This is a genomic window from Bacillus cereus group sp. MG16, from assembly GCF_040459875.1.
In the GTDB taxonomy this organism is placed as follows: domain Bacteria; phylum Bacillota; class Bacilli; order Bacillales; family Bacillaceae_G; genus Bacillus_A; species Bacillus_A paranthracis.
In genome coordinates this window covers 3,266,167-3,289,109 of the sequence record NZ_JARVHE010000001.1, presented here as the reverse complement: position 1 = coordinate 3,289,109, position 22,943 = coordinate 3,266,167, and the positions used below count along the sequence as shown (strand labels likewise).

Genomic DNA, 22,943 nt, shown 5'->3' with positions numbered 1-22,943 from the left:
ATGAATGCGAGAGTCTGAAAAAACATGAGTGTAAAGCTTGCGTTTTTTTGTAATTAATGATGCGTCACAGAATAGACATAATTTGTCGATGTTATAGTAAGATCGAAATTTGTCAAATTATACTGGGAGATTTACAAAGGGATTTTCGGGAAAGTAGAGAAAATCTTTTTACAAGGAAAGCTTTTTATTATGAAATTGGTAGGGTGATTGAAGTGATTAGGGAAATCAAAGTAGAAGATGCAGCATCATTTTTGCAATTAAGTAAGCAATTAGATGAAGAAACAAAATTTATGTTGTATGAACCAGGAGAAAGGAAATTCACAGCCGAGCAACAAGAGCAAATGATTCAGCGCTTTGTAGAAAATAAATATGCAACAATATTGGTAGCAGTTGAAGAAGAGAGAATAGTAGGGTTTATTTTAGTGAATGGAAATCATATTCAAAGAAAGAGACATGTAGCAAGTATTGTAATTGGGATTTTGCAAGAGTATAGTGGGCGAGGTATTGGGACTAGATTGTTTAAAGAGGTCGAGAAGTGGGCAAGATTACATGATGTATGGCGTTTTGAATTAACGGTAATGGCCCACAATACAAGAGCTCAGGCACTATATAAAAAAGCTGGATTTGAGAAAGAAGGTGTCAAAAGAGCTGCTCTTATTATCGATGGAGAGAACATCGATGAGTATGAAATGGCCAAATTATTAAAATAAGAGGTCGTTATATGAAAAAAAGATGGATACTACTTGGTATCGTAGCGGCGATACTCATTGTTGGAGTAGCGGGAATCAATTATAAAATGTATAAGGATAAGCAAGCGCGCGAGGTGAATGTAAATAACATATTTCCGAAAGCGAAAGAAACGATTGCGAATATGGATGGAGATATTGCGGTAATTAGTAATCCGAATTCAATGCTTGTGCTTGTGAATAAAAGTAGGCGTTTACCAGACGGGTATAGACCGCCAGATTTAGTTATTCCGAAAGTGCGCTATTCTAGTGAAGGTGATCAAGAAAAGAAAAAAATGAGGAAAGAGGCGGCCGGTGCGCTTGAGGAAATGTTTCAGCAAGCGGATAAGGAGCGTGTTTTCTTATTTGCAGTCTCTGGATTTAGATCTTTTGATCGGCAAAAAGCGTTAAATACAATGTATAAAAAACAAGATGGAGAAGCCAAAACGGCAATGTCGAGTGCAGTTCCTGGAACGAGTGAACATCAAACAGGACTAGCTATGGATATCACATCACAATCTGCTAAGTTTCAGTTAGAGACAATTTTTGGTGAAACGAAAGAAGGGCAGTGGCTTTCTGAAAATGCCCATAAATTTGGTTTTGTCATTCGATATACAAAAGAGAAAGAATCGATTACGGGCTATCGATTTGAACCATGGCACGTGAGGTATGTGGGAAATCCACAAGCTACATATTTATATGAAAATCAACTGACACTTGAAGAAGTAGCGCAGTGAACAATTGAGGGGAGAGAAGGATTATGACGGTGTTATATAAGAAGAAAGTACACGCATATGTGACAAGAGAAAAAGAAGGAGCTATGCAACTGCTTGTTTTTAAACATCGTGATACACCTGAAGCTGGTATACAAGTGCCAGGGGGAACAGTTGACGAAGGGGAAACGCTAGAAGCAGCGATTTTACGTGAAGTACAAGAAGAGTCTGGGTTACGTCATTTATGCATAGAACGATTCCTAGCTGATTACATCATACATGTGAGAGAAAAAAAGGAATATGAAAAACGCCATTTCTTTCACGTAACATTACTAACAGATGTAAAAAATCGTTGGGAACATATTGTAAGTGCCGGTGAGGAAGATGAAGGCTTAGTATTTTGCTATGAATGGATTGATATTGCAAAATGCCCTGAATTAGCGGGGAAACAAGGTGAGTTTTTACATTTGTTAGATGAGGTATACGTGCAGTAATAATAGGGTCTGAGGCGAAGGTGAAATCGTTTCGGACTTTTTTTATTTTTCAGGAAATAAAAGGTTTTTACATCGGTAAGTTGAATTCTTATAGAGGGATTGTAGTTGTATATGTGAGGAGCGGAGAAAATGAAAAAGTAATAGAGATATGCTATCAATAAAGGTTTATAGAAGGAGAATGAAAATGGAGATTCAGTTCAATACACTACTACAAAAAGAATTAACAATTCATGATATACAAAGAGCGATGGAAGATGGAAAGTTAACTTCAAAAGAACTAGTTATGTATTACCTTCATAGAATCGCAAAGTATGATCAAGATGGACCGGAAATTAATTCTATTTTAGAAATCAATCCAGACGCCATCTTTATTGCTGAAGCGTTAGATTATGAAAGAAAGATTAAAGGTAAAAGAGGTCCATTACATGGTATACCGGTTTTACTTAAGGATAATATTGAAACGAATGACTCTATGCATACAAGTGCAGGTACAATTGCGCTAGAACAACATATAAGTAGTGAAGATGCATTTCTCGTTACGAAGCTGCGAGAAGCAGGAGCAGTGATAATAGGGAAAACAAATATGACAGAATTAGCAAATGCAATGTCATTTGACATGTGGGCTGGATATAGTGCAAGAGGTGGACAAACAATAAACCCTTACGGTACGGGTGAGGATGATATGTTTGTTGGTGGCTCAAGTACAGGATCTGCCATAGCAGTTGCTGCTAACTTTACAGTAGTATCGGTTGGAACAGAAACGGATGGTTCTATTTTGAGTCCAGCTGTTCAAAACTCTGTAGTCGGTATTAAACCGACTGTTGGTTTAATTAGTCGTAGAGGTATTATTCCATTTACGTATTCGCAAGATACAGCGGGGCCATTTGCTAGAACAGTAACAGATGCTGCTATTTTGCTAGGGAGTTTAACAGGGATAGATGAGAAAGATGTAGCTACTCGTAAAAGTGAAGGGATAGCAGAACATGATTATACAAAGTATTTGGATGTTAACGGTTTAAATGGAACAAAGATTGGTGTATATAACAACGCACCAAAAGATTATTATAAATCTGGTGAGTATGATGAGAATTTGTTTAAGGAAACAACTGAAGTATTACGTAGTAAGGGTGCGACAGTAGTAGAGGATATTAATATTCCGTCTTTTCATAGAGAATGGAGTTGGGGTGTATCGCTTTATGAATTAAAGCATAGTTTAGATAACTATCTTTCGAAATTGCCTTCTACTATACCAGTCCATTCTATTTCAGAGTTAATGGAGTTTAATGAAAACATAGCAGAAAGAGCTCTGAGATATGGACAAACTAAGTTAGAAAGAAGAAAAGATTTTCCTAATACGTTAAGAAATCCACAATATTTAAATGCAAGATTAGAAGATATATATTTTTCACAAGAACAAGGCATTGATTTTGCACTGGAAAAATATAATCTTGATGCGATTCTGTTCCCTTCTTATATAGGCTCCACTATATGTGCGAAAGCAGGTTATCCGTCTATAGCAATACCTGCGGGATATATGGATAACGGGAGACCATTTGGAATTACGCTTGCAAGCACTGCTTTTCGTGAGGGGACTTTAATTAAACTCGCATACGCTTTTGAACAAGCGACAAAGCATCGGAAATCTCCTAACTTATCATAAATAAATAAATAGGGCAGGAAATCCTGTCCTATTTATTTTGTTCATTAAAGTGACATGTTTTTTTGCTTTGTCTTATCATATTTTAATAAGTTAAATGATAAACAAGCAGAGCACAATATAAGGATTGAAGCGAGAATATAGATCGTACGAACACCGAACAAATCGGTAATAATGCCAACACTCAGCATAGAAAGGCCAGAAGCTGTTGAGAGAAGAGCGCCGTGAGCTGTATACATCTTTGATAATAAAGATGGAGCGACGCTGGATTGTAAAACAGTTGCTTGAGAAATATCTCTAATTTGGTAACATGGGCCCATTAGAATGCATAGGAACAGCGCAATAAATCCGCTACTTGTTATACCATATAAAAATGTAAGAATACTAAACAGAAGAGAGCCTATCGCCATAGAGCGTATTAAATTGTTTTGAATGTATGTACTCATTTTCCACGCTAATAGACCGCCAATTAACGTCCCAACATAATAACTTGTATTAATAAATCCCCACCATTCTTCTCCTTTATGAAGGACAGTTGTTACATAAGCCATCGTAATAGCACCGATCCATATCGTTCCTGCAAAAGTTTCAATTAAGTCCATACATGTAACAGTACGGAGAGAAGGGTTTTGAAATAAGAGCTTCCAACCTTCCAATAAAGTATAACCTTTTGAAGAAGAAGGCTCTATTACTCGTTCAGTATGTATGGATCGTAATGAAAAGTGTAGTGCAACACATCCGAAAATCATCAAAATATTATTCATCATGAGTGTAGAAGAAGCACCGATAAGAAGCACAATAACACTTGTAAATGAATAAGCAGCGGCTTGTGCAATTTGTGTGGAAAAGGAAAAAATACTATTTACTTTTACTAATTTTTCTTTCGGTGTAAGGCGCGGAAGAATACCGTATAGTAATGGAGCGCTCCAGCCACTACATAATGAAATGAAAAAAATGAAAATGAATAGTACTACAATGTTTGTGGAAAGGACCGGGAATAATATCATTAATAAAAATAATAGAGCAGTTTTTATCCATTGTAGTGTAAACAGTAATGAATAAGATGGAAAACGATTCATTATAAGTGGTGCAGATGTATTTGCTATAAGATTAGTTATGACTTGTAATAATGGAAAAAGAGCAGTTAATGTAGCTGATTTCGTTGTGATATACATATGAGTTGTAATAATCATTACGTATACGATGTCAGCGAGAGTAATGCATATTTTCGATCCTAAATAGTAAGTCAATGAACGTTTTTGCAATAAGTACACACCCTTTCTGGGGAAAATATGACAGTAGTTATAATAATTATAATTTGAAAAATAAATTTTGAAAGAATTAAATTTTTTGTCACTTTTTGAAAGGGATTTTCATGTATAATGAAGAATATATTAATATAGTATTTTAATAATACTCATTGTAACAGTGAAAATGTACAATAGCTTGTAGTAAGCGCCCATGTATGAGAAAGGGCGGATAAACCATTCTTTTCTTCATATACATATAGAAAATGAGAAAGAAAGTGAGGGTTGCAAATGGCTGCTTGGGTAATTTGGTTTATAATAGCTGGTATTTTATTTATTGCGGAAATGCTGTCGATTACATTTTACATGCTTTGGCTTGGAATTGGAGCTGTTGTCGGAGGTCTTATTGCTTTGTTTGTTCCTGAAGCACTACTGTTACAAGTTTTTGTTGGTGCGATTGTAAGTTTAACATTGACTTTCTTTACGAAAAGAATATCAAAAAACTTTCGGGAAGCAAAAGGTTTTACTGATACAGTAGATATGCTTGCAGGTAAAAAAGGGATTGTTATGCAAGCGATTACAAATGAGGTGAACGGCATTGTGAAAGTGGATGGAGATACTTGGACAGCTATTGCAGATGATCCAATTGATGCCGGAGAAAAAGTTATTGTTATAAAGAGGCATAGTACTATATTACAAGTAAAAAAGGAGAGTGAATAAATATGGTAGCATTAACGTTAACGATTATTTTTGCACTAATTGTTGTTACATTTATCGCATTAACAATTAAAATTATTCCACAGCAAAAAGTTGGAGTCGTTGAAAGATTTGGTAAGTTTCAGCGGGTTATGCAGCCGGGATTAAATTTATTAATTCCGATTGTGGATCGCGTTCGCGTATATCACGACTTGCGTATTCAACAAACGAATGTACCACCGCAGAAGGTAATTACGAAAGATAATGTACAAGTGGAAATTGATACAATTATTTTCTATCAAGTCGTTGAACCGGAACTTGCGACATATGGTATTTCGAACTATGAATACGGTGTACGTAACATTACTTCAGCAACGATGCGTCAAATCATTGGTAAAATGGAACTGGATGAAACGTTATCTGGTCGTGAAAAAATTTCAACAGAAATTCGCTTAGCACTTGATGAAGCTACAGAAAAATGGGGCGTTCGCATTGAACGTGTTGAAGTTGTCGATATTAATCCGCCGAAAGATGTGCAAGCATCAATGGAAAAACAAATGAAAGCAGAGCGTAATAAACGTGCGATCATATTAGAAGCTGAAGCTGCAAAACAAGATAAAGTCCTTCGTGCTGAAGGGGAAAAGCAAAGTAAAATCTTAATGGCTGAAGGGGATAAAGAAGCACGTATTCGAGAAGCAGAAGGTATTAAAGAAGCAAAAGAATTAGAAGCGCAAGGGGAAGCAAGAGCGATTGAGGAAATTGCAAAAGCAGAACAAAATCGAATTGAATTACTTCGCGAGGCGAATTTAGATGAACGTATACTTGCTTACAAATCATTTGAATCATTAGCTGAAGTTGCGAAAGGGCCAGCAAATAAAGTCTTTATTCCATCTAATGCAATTGAAACACTTGGTACTCTCGGGGCAATTGGTGAAATTTTTAAAGAAAAACAGGCGAAGAAACTGCCTTTAAATAATACAGAAAAAGAACAATAAGAGTGAAAAAGAGAAATGGGATGCCATTTCTCTTTTTTATTTTCCTCACCTATTTAATTTATATATTAAATAGGTGAGGAACGGGAAACCGTTACTTTTTCATATTCACTAAAAAAATTTTAAGATTTCATAATATGAAATAAAGGAGAATCTGTAAGAAATAGAATTGATATAATGATTGGAAATTCAGACATCTGGTAAAATTTCTAAACTTTTTAGTATATTATTATTGGAAAATGGAGGGGAAAGAATGGCAATTAGAACAGGGGAACAGTATATTGAAGGGTTGCGAAAAAGAAATCCTGAAATTTGGATTGGAGGAAGAAAAGTAACGGATGTAGTAAATGAAGATGTTTTTCGTGAACCAATTATACAAATTGCGAACTTATATGATATGCAGCACAATCCAGAATATCAAGATAAGATTACTCATATATGCGAAGAGACAGGAGAAAGGGTATCAAATGCATTTTTAGTACCGAGAAATTATGAGGATTTAAAAGTACGCCGCGAATTATTTGAAGCGTGGGCAAAAGCCACTTATGGTTTAATGGGTAGAACACCTGATTTTTTAAATGTAACGGTTACTTCAATGGCAAGTAATTCGTGGTTTTTTGAGAAGTTTAATCCAGAATGGGGAGCGAATATAAAAAATTATTATAAACATATAAGGGATAATGATTTGTTTTTAACACACGCAATTATTAATCCGCAAAATGATCGGAGTAAGGCCTCCCATCAACAAGAAGATGAAACAATGCATTTAGGGGTAGTAAGTGAAACAGCGGAAGGAATGTATGTTAGTGGTGCTAAAATGTTAGCGACACTGGCGCCGATTACGGATGAGGTAATAATATATTCCTATCCAAGTTTTAAGCCAGGTGATGAACGTCATGCAATTTCTTTTGCAGTTCCAATTGACGCACCAGGTCTAAGAATTCTATGTCGTGAGCCAATGCAAGATGGAAAACGATCTTTATTTGATCATCCACTCGCATCAAGGTTTGAGGAAATGGATGCATTACTAGTATTTCATAATGTGTTTATCCCGTGGGATAAAGTATTTATTTATCAAAGTGTGGAAGCTGGGAATCAATTGTATCCTAAAACCGGAATTGGTCATCAACCAGCACATCAATCTGGGGTAAGAGGGTTAGTAAAACTATCTTTTGCAGCTGAAGTAGCTATGAAATTAGCAGATTCGATTGGAGTAGATGGTTTTTTAAATGTACAAAACCAGTTAGCAGAGCTTATGCAAGATGTCGAAACGATACGTGCTCTCCTGCAAGTAGCTGAATATGAGTATGAAACGAATTCATATGGAGAAGTTATTCCTGCGAGGTTACCGCTTGATACGATACGCAGTTTATTACCTAAGATGTATCCGCGGGCTATTGAGATTATTCAAACTATAGGTGCGGGTGGATTATTAATGTCACCGACAGGTGCTGATTTTATGAACCCCGAGATTTATGATGATATGCAAAAGTATTATATCGGGCGTGAAGGAGTATCCTCTGAGGAACGGGTTCGTTTGTTTAAATTAGCATGGGACTTATGTGGTGAGGCTTTTGGACAACGGTTATTACAATATGAGCGTTATTATTCTGGAGATCCGGTGCGTAAAATGGGAATGTTTTATAATGCGTACAAAAAACAACAAACTTTTTCACTTGTGAACAATGCGTTGCAATCGAGTTCATCTGAAGGGGCCTTAAGTTAAACAAAAAATGTTTGCGCTTACATTTTTGTTTGGAAAAGGAAGGAGCAATAGATGATAGAAAGAATTTTACTGTTAGGATGTAATTCTTCTTATATTTTTAACAATATCTAGAACGTGAGAACTGTAACTGGAATAGGGGAGGTATATGATTTGATCGCTTCTATCAGTAAAATTTGCAAAATTCTAAATTGCTTCACAAGTGATGAGCCTGTGCTAGGTAATTCGGAAATAGCGGAAAAGCTAAATATGAATGCAAGTACGGTTCACCATCTTGTTCGTACGTTGTGTGCAGAAGGAATGCTCATACAAGATGAGCAAAGAAAATATAGATTAGGTTGGAAATTGTTAGAGTGGGGAAATCAAGTCATGTTTCAGCAAGAGATATATAGTGGAGCGATTCCGCTTGTTGAAGAGCTAGTAAGAAATTTTAGTGGTACTGTGCATATCGGTATGTTTGACCGTGGTGATGTTGTATTTATATTGAAAGTTTCATCGAAGGAGTCCGTTCAAATTTCAACACATGTTGGATCAAGAGAACCTGCATATTGTACAAGCACAGGGAAAGTGCTGCTTTCATTTCATTCATCACCCTTAGAATATACTTCAGAAAAAGGGCTTTTACGACGAGCACCCAATACCATTACATGTGTCAAACAATTCCAAACAGAGTTACAGAAAATTCGTAAGCAAGGTTATTCAATTAGTGATAACGAAAATGAGCATGGACTGTATGGAATTGCAGCTCCTATTCGATCTTATACTGGGAGAACTATTGCGGCACTTAATATTGTTGGACCTATATCGTATATGCAAGGAAGTAACCGTGAAATCATAATTCAAAGTGTGATGAATACGGCAAATTTGATTTCAAAGGAATTTGGTTATTTGGAAATTTAACTTTAGAAGAAAAGAGATGAGTATCATTTATATACATGAGCAGTGTATACCTGAATTAACGGAATCTATTGTTTCAATTGGAGTATTTGATGGTGTGCATAAAGGTCATCAAGCCGTAATTAAAAATGCGGTTGAGAAGGCAAAAGCATTAAAGATAACAAATGTTGTGTACACATTTGATCCACCACCACGCTCATATTTTCAAGGAGCGCAAGTATTAACGACTATTGATGAGAAAGTGAAACGTATTCAAAACCTTGGTGTTGAACATGTGATTGTAATTCGGTTTGATGAGTCTTATATAACAAAAAGTGCGAGTTGCTTTATTCAAGATATAAAAAGGTTAAGCCCTGTAGAAATTTTTATTGGTCAAGATTTTAGGTTTGGAAAAAATCGTGAGGGAAATATTGAGCTACTAAGAGAACAATTCAACCTTTCTATAGTGAAAGATGTTTGCTGTGATGAAGGTGAGCGAATATCTTCAACGAGAATTAGAGATTATGTCTATCATGGGGATTTGCAAAAGTCTAGTTCTTTACTCGGTTGGTCTTTTAAAACGATATAAATAAAAAGGAATTATAAGGAGGAAATAGTATGTCTAAAACATTGCAATCTTTTAATTTACTAAAATGGATTGATGAGAATAAGGAGTTATTGAAACCACCAGTAAATAACAAAGTTATTTGGCAAGATTCAGAGTTTATCGCCATGATATTAGGTGGTCCAAATAGAAGACGTGATTTCCACGTAGATCCTTCAGATGAATTTTTCTATCAAATTAAAGGTGAATGTTATGTGGAGTGTATTACAGAAGAAGGGAAGCGGGAAGTCGTCACAGTAAAAGAAGGGGATGTATTTATGCTCCCAGCTATGGTACCGCATTCACCACATCGCGTTGCTAACACATATGGGCTCGTAATTGAAAGAAAACGTAGCCAAGGAGAACTTGAGGATTTCGTTTGGTTCTGTGATGAGTGTAATCATGAAATGCATCGTGTACGCGTCCAATTAAGTGATATTGAAAAACAAGTAAAAGAAGCAATTCATAGTTTTAATTCAAATAAAGAAATTCGAGCGTGTAAAAACTGCGGTCATATTATGCCAGAGGAAGTGGAGGAATGGAAGTGCGAATAGATTTTCATACACATATTATTCCTGAAACTTTTCCAGATTTTGAAGAGAAGTTTGGTGGCGGCCGTTGGCCGATATTAAATCGGACTTGTACATGTGGTGCAAGTATTATGGTTGGAGGTAAAAATTTTCGAGACGTGACAGACCAAGTATGGTGTCCTAAGAAAAGAATTGAAGATATGGATCGTGAAGGTGTTGATATTCAAGTTCTATCACCAATCCCCGTTACATTTTCGTATTGGGCAAAACCAGAGGAAGCCGAAAGTATGGCACGTATTCAAAATGATTTTATTGCAGAAACAGTTTTAGCATATCCAGATCGTTTTGTAGGGTTAGGAACGGTTCCGATGCAAGATGGAGAAACTGCGATTCGTGAAATGGAGCGTTGTATAACGGAATTAAATTTACATGGTATTGAAATTGGTACAAACGTAAATGGAAAAAATTTAGATGACCCATCGTTTATTGAATTTTTTCGAATGGCTGAAAAATGGCAAGTTCCGATTTTTATTCATCCATGGGAAACATTAGGGCGTGATAGAATGCCACATCATAATTTTATGTATACAGTTGGGATGCCGAGTGAAACGGCACTTGCGGCAGCTACATTAGTATGGAGTGGAATAATGGAGAAGTTTCCACTGCTAAAGGTTTGTTTTGCGCATGGCGGCGGCTCTTTCCCATATATTTTGCCAAGGTTAGATCAAGGCTGGAAAGTATGGCCGCATTTACGATTGACTACGCATCCTCCTAGTTATTATGCAAAGAAATTTTATTTTGATTCTTTAAATTATGATCCTATTAATTTGAAATATATGATTGAAAGGTTTGGGCATGAAAAGATTTTCATGGGTTCAGATTATCCATTTTTATTGCGAGAAGTTGATCCGGGTAAAGTGATTGATGAAACAGCCAGTTTATCAGAGGAACAAAAAGCAGCAATGCTTGGGGGAAATGCTGCGGAATTTTTAAATATTGATATAAAAAAACGAGGTGTAGCATATGCAGAGAGTACAAACACCTGAGGATAAACTAAGTGAGTTGGGAATTACACTACCAGCTATTCGCCCGGCAGTTGGAAATTATGTTAGTTGTGTAAGAGTAGGTAACTTATTATTTACTGCTGGACAAGGTGTAGATGAGTATCACGGGAAATTAGGAAAAGATATTTCAATTGATGAAGGGTATAAAGCGGCAAGGCAATCGATGTTGAATTTGTTAAGTGTTGTGAGAAATGAACTAGGTGATTTAAATAAGGTAAAACGAATTGTAAAAATACTTGGTTTTGTAAATAGTACGGAAGACTTTATTAATCAGCCAAAAGTAATGAACGGTGCATCGGATGTATTAGTAGATATATTTGGAGAAAAGGGGAAACATGCTCGCTCAGCAGTCGGTATGGCTCAGTTACCTAATAATACAACAATTGAAATTGAGATGGTTTTAGAAATTGAGGAGTAGGAGGTAAAGAAGGTGAACAAAGAATTATTAGCGGACAAACTGAAAGTGAAAGATGCGAAATTGTTTATTGATGGACAGTATGTGGATTCTGTATGTGGTGAAACGTTTGATACGTTCAATCCAGCAACGAATAGAAAGCTTGCATCTATTGCAAAGGCAAATGAAGAGGACACCAAAAGAGCAATTGATGTGGCAGAACGTACATTTAAAAGCGGCATTTGGAGTAAAATGCCTGTGGAAGAGCGATCAAATATTTTATGCAAAATGTCGGATTTGATTATGGAAAGAGTGGATGAGCTAGCTTATATAGAAACTCTGGATGTGGGAAAGCCAATTAAAGAAAGTAAAGGATTCGATATACCACGTTCGGCTCATAATTTTCGCTTCTTTGCTGAAATGGCTAAATATATGGTGCACGAGCACTATGACAAACATAATTTTATGTCATATGCAAAGTATGCTCCTGCGGGAGTGACAAGTTTAATCATTCCTTGGAATTTGCCATTTATGCAAATGACATGGAAAGCATCAGCGGCACTTGCTTCTGGTAATACTGTTGTTGTCAAACCGGCCTCTTATACTCCATTAAGTGCAGTTATGCTTGGTGAAATTGCAAATGATGCAGGACTACCACCAGGTGTACTTAATATTATTACAGGTCCGGGAAATACTGTTGGGACAAAAATGACAACACATCCAGCTGTTAGAAGAATTTCATTTGTTGGAGAAAGTAATACAGGCAAGACAATTATGCGTAATGCATCAGAGAACTTAATACCTGTTTCATTAGAACTAGGAGGTAAATCAGCGAATATCGTATTTGAAGATGCGGATTTAGATGAAGCAGTACAAGGCTCAATTGAAGCTATTTATCGGAATCAAGGAGAAATTTGTTTAGCTGGTTCAAGATTACTAGTGCAAGAAAGTGTATATGAACAGTTTTTAGAGAAATTTGTAGAGGCTGTAAAAAGAATAAAAGTTGGAGATCCTCTTTCTGAAGAGACAGATATGGGAGCGCTTGTATCAAAATCTCATTTAGAAACAGTTAATCGTTATGTAGAAATAGGAACTTCAGAAGGGGCAAAATTAGCCTATGGTGGAAAAAGAGTAGAGAGTCTAGTAGAAGGAAACTTTTATGAACCTACTATTCTATATGATGTTGATAACAGTATGCGTGTAGCGCAGGAAGAGATATTTGGTCCAGTTCTAGTTGTTATTCCATTTAAAACGGAGGAGGATGCAATTCGCATTGCGAATGATTCCATTTATGGACTAGCTGGAGTTGTTTGGACAAATAATCTTAGACGAGCACAACGAGTGGTTTCACAAATTGATTCAGGTTTACTATGGATTAATTGCTGGTATGTCCGAGATTTACGTACGCCATTTGGCGGTTCGAAGGCAAGTGGAATTGGTAGAGAAGGTGGACGTCATAGTTTCGAATTTTATACGGAAGCTAAAACGGTAACGATGAAATTATAAGGATAATATTTTAACTTAATTACAAAGAGCCCTCATTTAATGTTTATGAAAATAAGTCGATGGGTGGGGGCTAGTTACAATGTAGTGGATTGGACATATATATAAATTTTTAAAAATGAGGTGAGAGCAATTGTTAATTAAAGAATTAGCTAATGAACTATTACAGGCTGAAGATTCACGTGTAGGAATACCTCCTTTTACTGAGAGATATGCTAATTTATCTATTGAGGATGCATATAATATTCAACTTGAAGTAGTAGAAAGAAAGTTGGAGAAAGGGCGTTATGTAATCGGAAAGAAAGTTGGACTTACGAGTGTTGCGATGCAGCAGATGCTTGGGGTAAATGAACCAGATTATGGACATTTGTTAGATGACATGAAAATAGAAAATGGAAGTACAGTCTCAATAAGTTCTTTTGTAGCTCCGAAAATAGAAGCAGAAATAGGATTTGTTTTAGAGAAAGATTTAAAAGGGCCTAATATTACATATATTGATGTACTGATGGCAACGAAGTATGTTGTACCTACACTTGAAATAATTGATAGTCGTATTTCCGATTGGAAAATAAAATTGGTCGATACAGTAGCGGATAATGGCTCGTCAGCAAAAGTTGTAATTGGGAACAGATTTTCTAGCATCGATAAAGTAGATTTACGTACAACTGGAATGACACTTTATAAAAATAATAGTTTAATTGCCACGGGGGCTGGTGCTGCTGCATTAGGGCATCCTGCACAAGCTATTGCTTGGCTAGCTAATAAACTACATGAATTTAATATTGAATTAAAAGCAGGAGAGTTAATTTTACCAGGGGCGTTATCTGGTGCAGTCTCAGTGAATAGTAAAGATAGCATTCAAGCTGACTTCGGTTCACTAGGATCGGTTTCAGTTACATTCATATAGGTTAAAATGTTATGAAAAGGTGGGATAGATGTGCAGAAAGTAAAGGCGGCCATAATTGGATCAGGTAATATTGGTACGGATTTAATGTATAAATTAAGAAAAAGTGAAGTCATAGACCTCAATGCCATGATTGGAATAGATGTAGAATCGGATGGTTTAAAGAGGGCGAAAGAAGCCGGATACGAGGTTTTTGATAATGGAATACAGGCGATTATTGATAATCCCAGTTTAGCTGATATTGTATTTGATGCAACTTCAGCTAAAGCACATAGGTATCATGCGAAAACGTTAGAAGAGCTTGAAAAAATAGTAATTGATTTAACACCGGCTGCATATGGGCCATTTGTTTGTCCTGCTATTCGAAATAATAATTTTTTAGATAAGAAAAACGTTAATATGATTACGTGTGGGGGACAAGCAACAATCCCGATTGTTCATGCTATTAATGAGGTGGCGAATGTTACATATGCAGAAATCGTTGCTACAATTTCCAGTTTAAGTGCAGGTCCAGGTACAAGAGCAAATATTGATGAATTTACAATTACGACAAAGCGTGGAATTGAAGAAGTTGGTGGGGCTGATAAGGGGAAGGCGATAATTATATTAAACCCTGCAGAGCCACCTATATTAATGAGAGATACGATTTATTGTGAAGTTAAGGATATGGATGAGGTTTCTATCTATGAAGCAATTCATAAAATGGTAGAACGGGTTAGGACGTATGTTCCTGCTTACTCTTTGAAACAAGAACCAATGTTTGATGGGAATCGTGTAACTGTATTTTTAGAAGTTGAAGGAGCTGGAGATTATTTTCCTCCTTATGCCGGTAATTTAGATATTATGACAGCTGCAGCATTAAAAGTAGGTGAAGAATTTGCAACGCAAATCATTTCAGAGAAGAAAAGAGGTGTAATGAATGAGGCGAAATAGTGAAAGACCAGTGAGAATAACGGAAGTTTGTTTACGTGATGGAAGTCATGTAATGAAACATCAATTTACAGAAGAGCAAGTTCGATCTGTAACAAGGGCATTAGATGAGGCAGGTATGCATTATATCGAAGTGAGCCATGGAGATGGTTTAGGTGGCTCTACTTTACAATATGGGAAGTCATTAGTTAATGAAATGAAGCTCATTGAAGCTGCGGTAGATGAGTGTAAGCAAGCTCAAATAGCTGTCTTGTTAATTCCTGGTATTGGAACGATTCATGAATTAAAGCAAGCTGCAAATATTGGTGCGAAACTAGTTCGTGTAGCAACACATGTAACAGAAGCGGATGTTTCCGCTCAGCATATTCAATTTGCGCGTGAGTTAGGTATGGAAGTGTGCGGTTTTTTAATGATGGCACATTCTGCATCGGTTGAAAAGTTAGTAGAACAAGCAAAGCTTATGGAAAGTTATGGTGCAGAAGCAGTTTATGTAACAGATTCTGCAGGAGCTTTATTGCCTCATGAAGTACGTGAACGTATCCGTGCTTTGCGTCAATCTTTAAATATTGAAATTGGTTTCCATGGTCATAATAATCTTTCGGTTGCAGTAGCAAATACAATTACTGCAATTGAAGAAGGAGCGACACGTATTGATGGAAGTGTACGATGTCTTGGCGCAGGAGCTGGAAATGCCCAAACAGAAGTATTGCTCGCTGTTTTGGATCGTATGGGATATAAGCTAGATATAGATTTATATAAGATGATGGATGTCGCAGAGGAGATAGTTGCCCCTTTATTACCAGTACCACAAGAAATTCAAAAAAGTAGTCTAGTAATGGGATATGCAGGGGTATACTCTAGCTTTTTATTACATGCTGAAAGGGCGGCACAACGCTTTAAGGTAGACACACGTGATATTTTAATAGAACTGGGGAAAAGAAAAGTAGTTGGAGGACAAGAGGATATGATTTTAGATGTAGCTGCAGAATTAGCAAAGATAAAAATGGAGGTGTAACATATGGCTTTAGTGAAAGGGGCAGATTTAGAAATTATTGACTATTTACTTCAAGCTGAAAAGGAAAGAAAAGAAGTAGTAAAAGTAACGGATAAGCATCCTGATTTAACAGTAGAGGATGCTTATAAACTGCAAAAACGTTTAATTGAACAAAAAATGAGCGAAGGTTCTAAAAGAGTTGGTGTGAAACTTGGATTAACGAGTAAGGCAAAACAACAAATGATGGGGATTGATGAAGCGATTTACGGATATTTGTTGCACGATATGCTTGCATTCGAATGGGAGCCATTGCAATATGAAACGTTGATTCATCCGAAAGTAGAGCCAGAGATTGCTTTTTTAATAGGTGAGGATTTACAGGGAACGAATGTGACAGCTGATGATGTATTAAAGGCAACAAAATATGTTGCGCCAGCTTTAGAGGTGATTGATAGTAGATATTTGAATTTTAAATTTACATTACCTGATGTAATAGCAGATAATTGTTCCTCTTCAAAATTTTTGTTAGGAAGCAAATGGATTGATGTTAAGAATATAGATTTAGCAAATGTAGGAATGGTTATGTCAAAGAACGGTAAGAATGCTACGACTGGGACAGGAGCAGCTGTGCTGGGACATCCAGCAGAGGCAATCGCTTGGGCGGTAAATAAACTTGGTTTACAAAATGAAGGATTAAAAAAAGGTGATATTGTATTAAGTGGAGCATTATCTGAAGCGATTGCATTTAAATCTGGAGATTCTATCATTGCACAATTTGATGATTTGGGAAGTGTAGCGATGTTTTGTGAATAAATAGTAAAGCGAGAGATAAAAATGCCCATTATACAAATTCAAATAATAGAAGGTAGAAAGCGAGAGCAAATTCAAAATCTAATATTTGATGTTACAGAAGTAGTCGCGAAAAATTTGGATGTAGATGTTGGACGAGTCCGTGTTTTAGTGAATGAAATCCCAAGTTCGCATTGGGGAGTAGGAGGAAAGTCTAAAGAGTGTTTCAAAGAAATTTAGTTAGTAATAAAAGCAATTTAGTTAGTAATAAAAGCAATTTTCATTCTCTTATGAATGGGGGTTGCTTTTGTTGTTTTGAAAATTTTTAATAATATGTTAAAATTTATTCTTGGTTTTAAGGAGAAAAGGGGAGTGAAGAAACATGCAAATACTACTAATACGCCACGGAGAATCAGAAGCTGATATCTTAAACGTACATGAAGGACGAGCTGATTTTGAATTGACAGAAAAGGGAAGACAGCAAGTGCAAAGGCTTGTACAGAAAGTGAAAGCAGATTTCCCGCCAGATTTCATTTGGGCAAGTACATTAAAACGGGCTCGCGAAACAGGTGAAATGTTAGCAGAAGGAATTGGATGCCCAATTCAATTAGAAGAGGAATTAATGGAGTTTAATAATGGAGTGCAAGCAGGTCTTTCGTTTGAAGAAGCAAAGAAATACCCAGAGCCAAAGTTCCTTCATGATCGTTTTGAAAACGGGGAATCATTTATTGAATTTAGAATGAGAATAGAAGGAATCTTTTCTAAAATCGTGACAGAGAATACATATGACCGAATTGCAATCGTTGCACATGGTGGTGTAATAAATAGTCTATTACGTGCTTTTTTCAAAATGCCCATTTCAATGGACTATTATTTTAAAATGGGAGATACGGGAATAAGCTTAATTGAAATGGATGGCGAACAAAAAACGGTACATTTCATTAATGATACGAATCATTTGGACGGGATGTAAAGATCTATGTACAAAGTAGTATTTTTTGATGTTGACGGTACGCTTTTAAGCGAAATTGATAGAAGTATGCATGAGAGCACAAAAGAAGCAATACAAAGATTAATAGAAAAAGGGATTCACGTAGTTGTTACAACAGGGAGACCATATAGCTTATGTTCGCAATTTAAGAAACTAGGCATAAATACGTTTATTTCTGCAAATGGTGCACATATCAAGTGTGGGGAATCAGTTATACATAAATCAGTACTTTCAAGTGAAATCGTACATGATATCTCAGAGTTTGCAGAATTACATGGTCACGGTATTTCTTATTTTACCGAGGATTTTGAAATGAACGGAATAGCCTCGGATAATGAGCGTGTAATGCAAGCGCTTAGCGAGACGTTGAATTTAGAGAAGTATCCAGAAAAAAGCAGAGATTTGTCAGAAGAAATCTATTGTTTATGTCTGTATGCAGATGAAATAGAAGCTCAAAAATTTCTTGAAAGATATCCAGCACTTACGTTTGAACGTTTTCACGGTTACGTTATGAATGTGTTGGAAGATAATAAAGTATCAAAGGTAACTGCAATTCAAAAGGTATTAGAACACCTAAACATTTGCAAATCAGAAGCCATTGCTCTCGGCGACGGTAGAAATGATATTGAGATGTTGCAGTATGTAGAATTAGGTATTGCGATGGGGAATGCTGGAGAAGAGTTAAAAACAAGAGCTGATTTCGTTACAAAGAAGGCGAGTGAAGGTGGTATTTTATTTGCCTTAGAGAAGTTTCATATCGTCTAACATACCTTTATTGAAATAAAGGTATGTTAGGATCTTTTATATGCTCACATAGTAAAATATGAACTTGTCCACGATGATGATAAAAGTGTGTAACAATTTCCAGCAACCATTCAAAGCGTGAATAAGAAATACCCCAATAAGCAGTCTTAATTTCTGCTAATTGTTCATTGGAATAAGATAAAAAAGTTTTAGAAAGTAAATCGTAGCCCTGTATCATCGTTTGTTGTATTTGCATAATTGTTTCGGGTGTTTGTTCTTTATAGAAAGTATGTAGCTCTTTTTCTGTAATACCATTTAAAATGAGTAAATCAGCATGGCAAATAAGAGAAAGATGTGCAAACATTTCAAATAATGATCGCTTCGAGTGAATTGGTTGTATTTTTAATTCGTCTTCTTTATATTGGTTAAGCATTTGAATAGAAGTATCAACAGCAACTTGTAGTTGGTGTAATGCAGATTGTACAAACATTGTAATTCTCCTCTTCTACGTATATAATAGTTTCTTGAGGGTATTATATCGTGCTCAAAATTCCGAAAATTCTAGTAGTTTGACTAGCATATTGAAAAGTATTATATTGTAAAAGGTCATATGAAACGTGAAATAGAATGGAATGCAATTATTGAGTTAGGAGTTAGACCAATGAGTTTGAAATATGGAAGAGATACAATTGTTGAAGTTGACTTAAATGCAGTAAAACATAATGTAAAAGAATTTAAAAAACGAGTGAATGATGAAAATATTGCAATGATGGCTGCTGTAAAAGCGAATGGGTATGGTCATGGGGCAGTTGAAGTTGCGAAAGCTGCTATTGAAGCAGGAATAAATCAGCTTGCAGTTGCGTTTGTAGATGAAGCGATAGAGTTAAGAGAAGCAGGAATTAACGTGCCGATTTTAATTTTAGGCTATACGTCAGTAGCAGCTGCGGAAGAAGCAATTCAATATGACGTTATGATGACTGTTTATAGAAGTGAAGATTTACAAGGTATAAATGAAATCGCAAACCGTCTTCAAAAGAAAGCGCAAATTCAGGTGAAAATTGATACAGGAATGAGTCGTATCGGTTTACAAGAAGAAGAGGTTAAACCATTTTTAGAAGAATTAAACCGTATGGAGTATGTAGAGGTAGTAGGAATGTTTACACATTACTCTACGGCAGATGAAATTGATAAATCATATACGAATATGCAAACAAGTTTATTTGAAAAAGCTGTCAATACAGCAAAAGAATTAGGAATTCATATCCCATATATTCATAGTTCAAATAGTGCAGGATCAATGGAGCTTAGCAATACATTTCAAAATATGGTTCGTGTCGGTATTGGAATTTATGGAATGTATCCTTCAAAAGAGGTAGATCATTCAGTTGTTTCTCTGCAGCCTGCGTTGTCGTTAAAATCAAAAGTAGCTCATATTAAGCATGCAAAGAAAAATCGCGGTGTAAGTTATGGGAATACGTATGTAACGACTGGTGAAGAATGGATTGCCACTATACCGATTGGTTATGCTGATGGCTATAACCGTCAGTTATCTAATAAAGGGCATGCATTAATAAATGGAGTTCGAGTACCTGTTATTGGTCGTGTTTGTATGGATCAGCTCATGTTAGACGTTTCAAAAGCAATGCCAGTACAAGTGGGAGACGAAGTAGTATTCTACGGTAAACAAGGCGAAGAAAACATTGCAGTAGAAGAAATAGCGGATATGTTAGGTACAATTAACTATGAAGTTACATGTATGTTAGACAGAAGAATTCCACGTGTATATAAAGAAAATAATGAAACGACTGCTATTGTAAATATACTAAGAAAAAACTGAATCGTTATGATTCAGTTTTTTTATTTTTGACAAATGAAAAATGTTCTATTTGTACCGTGTGATTGAATGTCCTTAAAACCTACGGATTCTAGCAAATAAATTATTTCTTCATTTGAATAACAAGCTTCTTCAAATGAAAAGTCACTTCTTGTCCAATTATTATCTATGTCATGTTGAAATAGTATAAAGTTCATGACTGCTTTTTTATTTTCATCATCATATGTAGAATCAATCGTACAAACATATTCATCCGCTGTAATATGAAATGAAGCACTCCAATTTTCAAGAAATCCTTTTTCCATATTCATATCAAATACGAATGTACCTTCGCTATGCAATACGGAGTAGACATTACGAAAAACACTTTTTAATTCATCTAATTTTAAAATATGGTTTAAGCTATCGCCAGTAGAGATAACATATTGAAATTGCTCATTTATATTGAAATAGCGAGCATCATCGACGATAAAGGCTGCGTCTGGAGCGTTTTGACGTGCGTATTCAATCATTTGAGCAGAACCATCTATACCAGTTACTACAAAATGATTCTCAATTAATTTCTTAGTAAGGTGACCAGTCCCACAGCAAAGATCTAAAATATGAGAATGTGGTGGTGCATATTGTATAACGAGTTTTTCCAAAAGTAGATAGGAGTGTTCAGCATAATGCCCCCAATGTTTATTATAAATGGATGCGAAAATATCATAATCAGAATAAATTAGTTTTTTAGACACATGCATTCACCTCGAAATTCATTACATTATAATAATCATACTTCGTTTTCATTTCAAAACCACATTGTGTATACAATTTTAAAGCATGGTTATTTTTCGTTTCGACGTCTAATTCAATTGTTGAAGCTCCTTTTGTAATAAGGGCATGTACCATGGACATAAGAATACCTTTTCCGTATCCTTTACCTTGATAGAAAGGATGAACGGCGAATCCTGATAGTATAGTAGATTGCTCTTGTTTAGAAACTGTAATTGTTCCTATCACTTTTTCATCGATAAGAGCACTGTAAACTTGATGGGAAGATGAATCCATCATCTTTTGTAACCATGTAGCGGTGTTTTCTACTGAATCTCCAAACGCTTTACTAGAAATTTCAATCAGATCAAGCAGTGATTTGGAAGATGCAAGAGTAAGTTGTATAGCATTCTTCGTTCTTTTTTGCGCTTCATTTGCTTTGAACTCCATACTATATTCACTATATAAATAAGGCAGCTTCATATGTATTGCAAATGCTTTCCCAGAAGCAGACTCCCCATTCATAATAAGAAGTGCTTCGTCTGCCTCTCTTAATCGTATTTCTTTCATTGCGGTTTGTAAAAGAGTAGTACCTATATGTTGTTTCCTATAGTTCGGATGAACAAAGCCTAATAACTCAAGTTTGGTAGGTCTTTCAAAGTCATACATACTTAATGCACCGACTAATTGAGTATCGTCATAGAGTAAAAAGTCATGTATCTCTTCTTTATTACGAGCAGTTAAAAAGTTTACATGTAAATCTGAAGAGTAATCAATTTGATCGTGTTGCCCGCAAATATGAGCTAAATCTTTCATTTGCTGAATTTCGTTTACTGTTAAAGATTTCTTTCGTTCAATATTCATTTCACAATCCCTCACCTTCGCATTTAAAAATAGGATGGATGACTTAGCCACTTTTCTAATTCCACACTGCCCTGAACAGATAATAAACGGTACAAATATCGATAAGGACGTCTACATTCTACAAGATTAGGAATAGGCATGATGGTTTCATAACCTTGTTTAAAAGCATGAGCTTCCTTTTCTGTAAATACATATTCTAAGCCGATAAAATCAAATTCTCGGGGAGCAACTGCATAAGCTTCTGTATCTACTAAACCTGTAATAGTTGTACCATCTGATAAAAACTGAGTAGGGTCCATATCAATTAAAACGAGCGTTGCTTCCTTTGGTACCGGTAAGGAAGAAAGTTGTTGTTCAAAAGTAGGAAATGCGTTACGGATGCTCGCATTATCGGAATAAAACCTATTTACAAGTTCTTTACTGACTTTTAATATGTGAGACTTACATTCTTCTAGTGGAACTTGGAAAGTACCTGATGGATTTCCTATAAACTTTGCTTGAAACGAATGAATTTCTGCTAGTCCTTTTCCAAGGCTGAATAAAATTGAATCAGATTGTCCGACAAAGGATTGCAGCGTACTTCCTGTTAGTTTTTCGACACTAACATACTTCCGGCCATTTAAAACGTGTTTTTGCAAAATAGTGGGGATGGGCAAGTTAGTATGCTTTTTCAATAATTCGTGTATATGCTCTAAATGATGTACGTTCCTTGGATCGATCCCAAAAAGGTTTTTACATCCCCACCAAAAATCATTGTTTGGTTCTTCAGTCATTTTTGAGGAACGAACAATAACTTCTTCAAATGCTGTTTTAACAAGAAACACATCGCTTGCATGTTCTTCATAACCTGGGTGTAAAGTTTGAATAGATAAAATAGGTGAAGCGAATAGTTGTTGTAGCATGAAATCGCTCCTTTTTCTGT

At 35.8% G+C, this 22,943-nt stretch carries 26 protein-coding genes; 21 read left to right on the top strand and 5 right to left on the bottom strand.

The window, feature by feature from the left end:
- Positions 1-212 precede the first annotated feature (212 nt).
- From QCI73_RS16990 to QCI73_RS16975, 4 genes are all read left to right on the top strand, one after another.
- Positions 213-710 (top strand): GNAT family N-acetyltransferase, encoded by a 498-nt coding sequence (locus QCI73_RS16990; protein ID WP_353823395.1) that lies wholly within the window; start codon positions 213-215, stop codon positions 708-710.
- A gap of 11 nt (positions 711-721) precedes the next feature.
- Positions 722-1,462, top strand: a complete 741-nt coding sequence (locus QCI73_RS16985; RefSeq protein WP_000747655.1) for a M15 family metallopeptidase — start codon at positions 722-724, stop codon at positions 1,460-1,462.
- A 23-nt stretch (positions 1,463-1,485) separates the two neighbouring features.
- The gene (locus QCI73_RS16980) at positions 1,486-1,932 is read left to right on the top strand and encodes an NUDIX hydrolase (protein ID WP_262725020.1); all 447 of its coding nucleotides are present in this window, start codon (positions 1,486-1,488) and stop codon (positions 1,930-1,932) included.
- Positions 1,933-2,116: 184 nt separating this feature from the next.
- Complete coding sequence (locus tag QCI73_RS16975; protein WP_353823394.1) at positions 2,117-3,592, top strand: amidase family protein; 1,476 nt, start codon at positions 2,117-2,119, stop codon at positions 3,590-3,592.
- A gap of 44 nt (positions 3,593-3,636) precedes the next feature.
- Here QCI73_RS16975 and QCI73_RS16970 read toward each other — a convergent pair whose 3' ends face one another.
- A complete protein-coding gene (locus QCI73_RS16970; RefSeq protein ID WP_353823393.1) occupies positions 3,637-4,854 on the bottom strand; it encodes an MFS transporter in 1,218 nt (405 codons plus the stop codon).
- Between the two features lie 273 nt (positions 4,855-5,127).
- Between QCI73_RS16970 and QCI73_RS16965 the strand changes: the two genes are divergently transcribed.
- The 16 genes from QCI73_RS16965 to QCI73_RS16890 all read left to right on the top strand — a co-directional run bounded on the left by QCI73_RS16965 (position 5,128) and on the right by QCI73_RS16890 (position 18,591).
- On the top strand, positions 5,128-5,556 hold the full coding sequence (locus tag QCI73_RS16965) for an NfeD family protein (protein WP_353823392.1): 429 nt from the start codon (positions 5,128-5,130) through the stop codon (positions 5,554-5,556).
- 2 nt (positions 5,557-5,558) lie between these two features.
- Positions 5,559-6,527 carry an SPFH domain-containing protein gene (locus QCI73_RS16960; protein WP_000226261.1) on the top strand — a complete coding sequence of 323 codons (969 nt, stop codon included), beginning with the start codon at positions 5,559-5,561 and terminating at the stop codon, positions 6,525-6,527.
- Between the two features lie 250 nt (positions 6,528-6,777).
- Positions 6,778-8,250, top strand: a complete 1,473-nt coding sequence (locus QCI73_RS16955) for a 4-hydroxyphenylacetate 3-hydroxylase family protein (RefSeq protein WP_327924486.1) — start codon at positions 6,778-6,780, stop codon at positions 8,248-8,250.
- Between the two features lie 150 nt (positions 8,251-8,400).
- Positions 8,401-9,147, top strand: a complete 747-nt coding sequence (locus QCI73_RS16950) for an IclR family transcriptional regulator (RefSeq protein WP_000561976.1) — start codon at positions 8,401-8,403, stop codon at positions 9,145-9,147.
- A 16-nt stretch (positions 9,148-9,163) separates the two neighbouring features.
- On the top strand, positions 9,164-9,712 hold the full coding sequence (locus tag QCI73_RS16945; RefSeq protein ID WP_353823391.1) for an FAD synthetase family protein: 549 nt from the start codon (positions 9,164-9,166) through the stop codon (positions 9,710-9,712).
- Positions 9,713-9,741: 29 nt separating this feature from the next.
- Positions 9,742-10,281, top strand: coding sequence for a 3-hydroxyanthranilate 3,4-dioxygenase (nbaC, locus tag QCI73_RS16940; RefSeq protein ID WP_000047733.1), 540 nt, complete (start codon positions 9,742-9,744; stop codon positions 10,279-10,281).
- The gene (locus QCI73_RS16935; protein ID WP_000453804.1) at positions 10,266-11,303 is read left to right on the top strand and encodes an amidohydrolase family protein; all 1,038 of its coding nucleotides are present in this window, start codon (positions 10,266-10,268) and stop codon (positions 11,301-11,303) included. The genes nbaC and QCI73_RS16935 overlap by 16 nt, the downstream gene beginning before the upstream one ends.
- Positions 11,281-11,739, top strand: coding sequence for a RidA family protein (locus tag QCI73_RS16930; RefSeq protein ID WP_001190048.1), 459 nt, complete (start codon positions 11,281-11,283; stop codon positions 11,737-11,739). The genes QCI73_RS16935 and QCI73_RS16930 overlap by 23 nt, the downstream gene beginning before the upstream one ends.
- A 12-nt stretch (positions 11,740-11,751) precedes the next feature.
- Entirely contained in the window at positions 11,752-13,221 is a 1,470-nt protein-coding gene (locus QCI73_RS16925) for an aldehyde dehydrogenase (protein WP_001031170.1), read from the top strand.
- Positions 13,222-13,351: 130 nt separating this feature from the next.
- Entirely contained in the window at positions 13,352-14,125 is a 774-nt protein-coding gene (locus tag QCI73_RS16920) for a 2-keto-4-pentenoate hydratase (protein WP_353823390.1), read from the top strand.
- A 30-nt stretch (positions 14,126-14,155) separates the two neighbouring features.
- Positions 14,156-15,055, top strand: coding sequence for an acetaldehyde dehydrogenase (acetylating) (locus tag QCI73_RS16915; RefSeq protein WP_071742469.1), 900 nt, complete (start codon positions 14,156-14,158; stop codon positions 15,053-15,055).
- Positions 15,042-16,067 (top strand): 4-hydroxy-2-oxovalerate aldolase, encoded by a 1,026-nt coding sequence (dmpG, locus tag QCI73_RS16910; protein ID WP_042874946.1) that lies wholly within the window; start codon positions 15,042-15,044, stop codon positions 16,065-16,067. Before QCI73_RS16915 ends, dmpG begins: the two co-directional genes overlap by 14 nt.
- Positions 16,068-16,070: 3 nt before the next feature.
- Positions 16,071-16,859, top strand: a complete 789-nt coding sequence (locus tag QCI73_RS16905) for a 2-keto-4-pentenoate hydratase (RefSeq protein WP_353823389.1) — start codon at positions 16,071-16,073, stop codon at positions 16,857-16,859.
- Positions 16,860-16,880: 21 nt separating this feature from the next.
- A complete protein-coding gene (locus QCI73_RS16900) occupies positions 16,881-17,075 on the top strand; it encodes a 4-oxalocrotonate tautomerase (protein WP_483299566.1) in 195 nt (64 codons plus the stop codon).
- 142 nt (positions 17,076-17,217) lie between these two features.
- Complete coding sequence (locus tag QCI73_RS16895) at positions 17,218-17,808, top strand: histidine phosphatase family protein (protein WP_001166461.1); 591 nt, start codon at positions 17,218-17,220, stop codon at positions 17,806-17,808.
- 6 nt (positions 17,809-17,814) lie between these two features.
- Positions 17,815-18,591 carry a Cof-type HAD-IIB family hydrolase gene (locus tag QCI73_RS16890; RefSeq protein WP_353823388.1) on the top strand — a complete coding sequence of 259 codons (777 nt, stop codon included), beginning with the start codon at positions 17,815-17,817 and terminating at the stop codon, positions 18,589-18,591.
- A gap of 7 nt (positions 18,592-18,598) precedes the next feature.
- On the opposite strand, the gene QCI73_RS16885 is transcribed toward QCI73_RS16890, so the two are convergent.
- Positions 18,599-19,060, bottom strand: coding sequence for a DinB family protein (locus QCI73_RS16885; RefSeq protein WP_353823387.1), 462 nt, complete (start codon positions 19,058-19,060; stop codon positions 18,599-18,601).
- Positions 19,061-19,231: 171 nt separating this feature from the next.
- On the opposite strand from QCI73_RS16885, the gene alr reads away from it, so the two are divergent.
- The gene (gene alr / locus QCI73_RS16880; RefSeq protein WP_042515957.1) at positions 19,232-20,407 is read left to right on the top strand and encodes an alanine racemase; all 1,176 of its coding nucleotides are present in this window, start codon (positions 19,232-19,234) and stop codon (positions 20,405-20,407) included.
- A 20-nt stretch (positions 20,408-20,427) separates the two neighbouring features.
- Here alr and QCI73_RS16875 read toward each other — a convergent pair whose 3' ends face one another.
- From QCI73_RS16875 to QCI73_RS16865, 3 genes are read right to left on the bottom strand one after another with little or no spacing between them, the layout of a single operon-like run.
- A complete protein-coding gene (locus QCI73_RS16875) occupies positions 20,428-21,141 on the bottom strand; it encodes a class I SAM-dependent methyltransferase (RefSeq protein ID WP_353823386.1) in 714 nt (237 codons plus the stop codon).
- Positions 21,134-22,021, bottom strand: a complete 888-nt coding sequence (locus tag QCI73_RS16870) for a GNAT family N-acetyltransferase (protein ID WP_353823385.1) — start codon at positions 22,019-22,021, stop codon at positions 21,134-21,136. Before QCI73_RS16870 ends, QCI73_RS16875 begins: the two co-directional genes overlap by 8 nt.
- 23 nt (positions 22,022-22,044) lie before the next feature.
- The gene (locus tag QCI73_RS16865) at positions 22,045-22,923 is read right to left on the bottom strand and encodes a nitrate reductase (RefSeq protein ID WP_353823384.1); all 879 of its coding nucleotides are present in this window, start codon (positions 22,921-22,923) and stop codon (positions 22,045-22,047) included.
- Between the last annotated feature and the right edge of the window lie 20 nt (positions 22,924-22,943).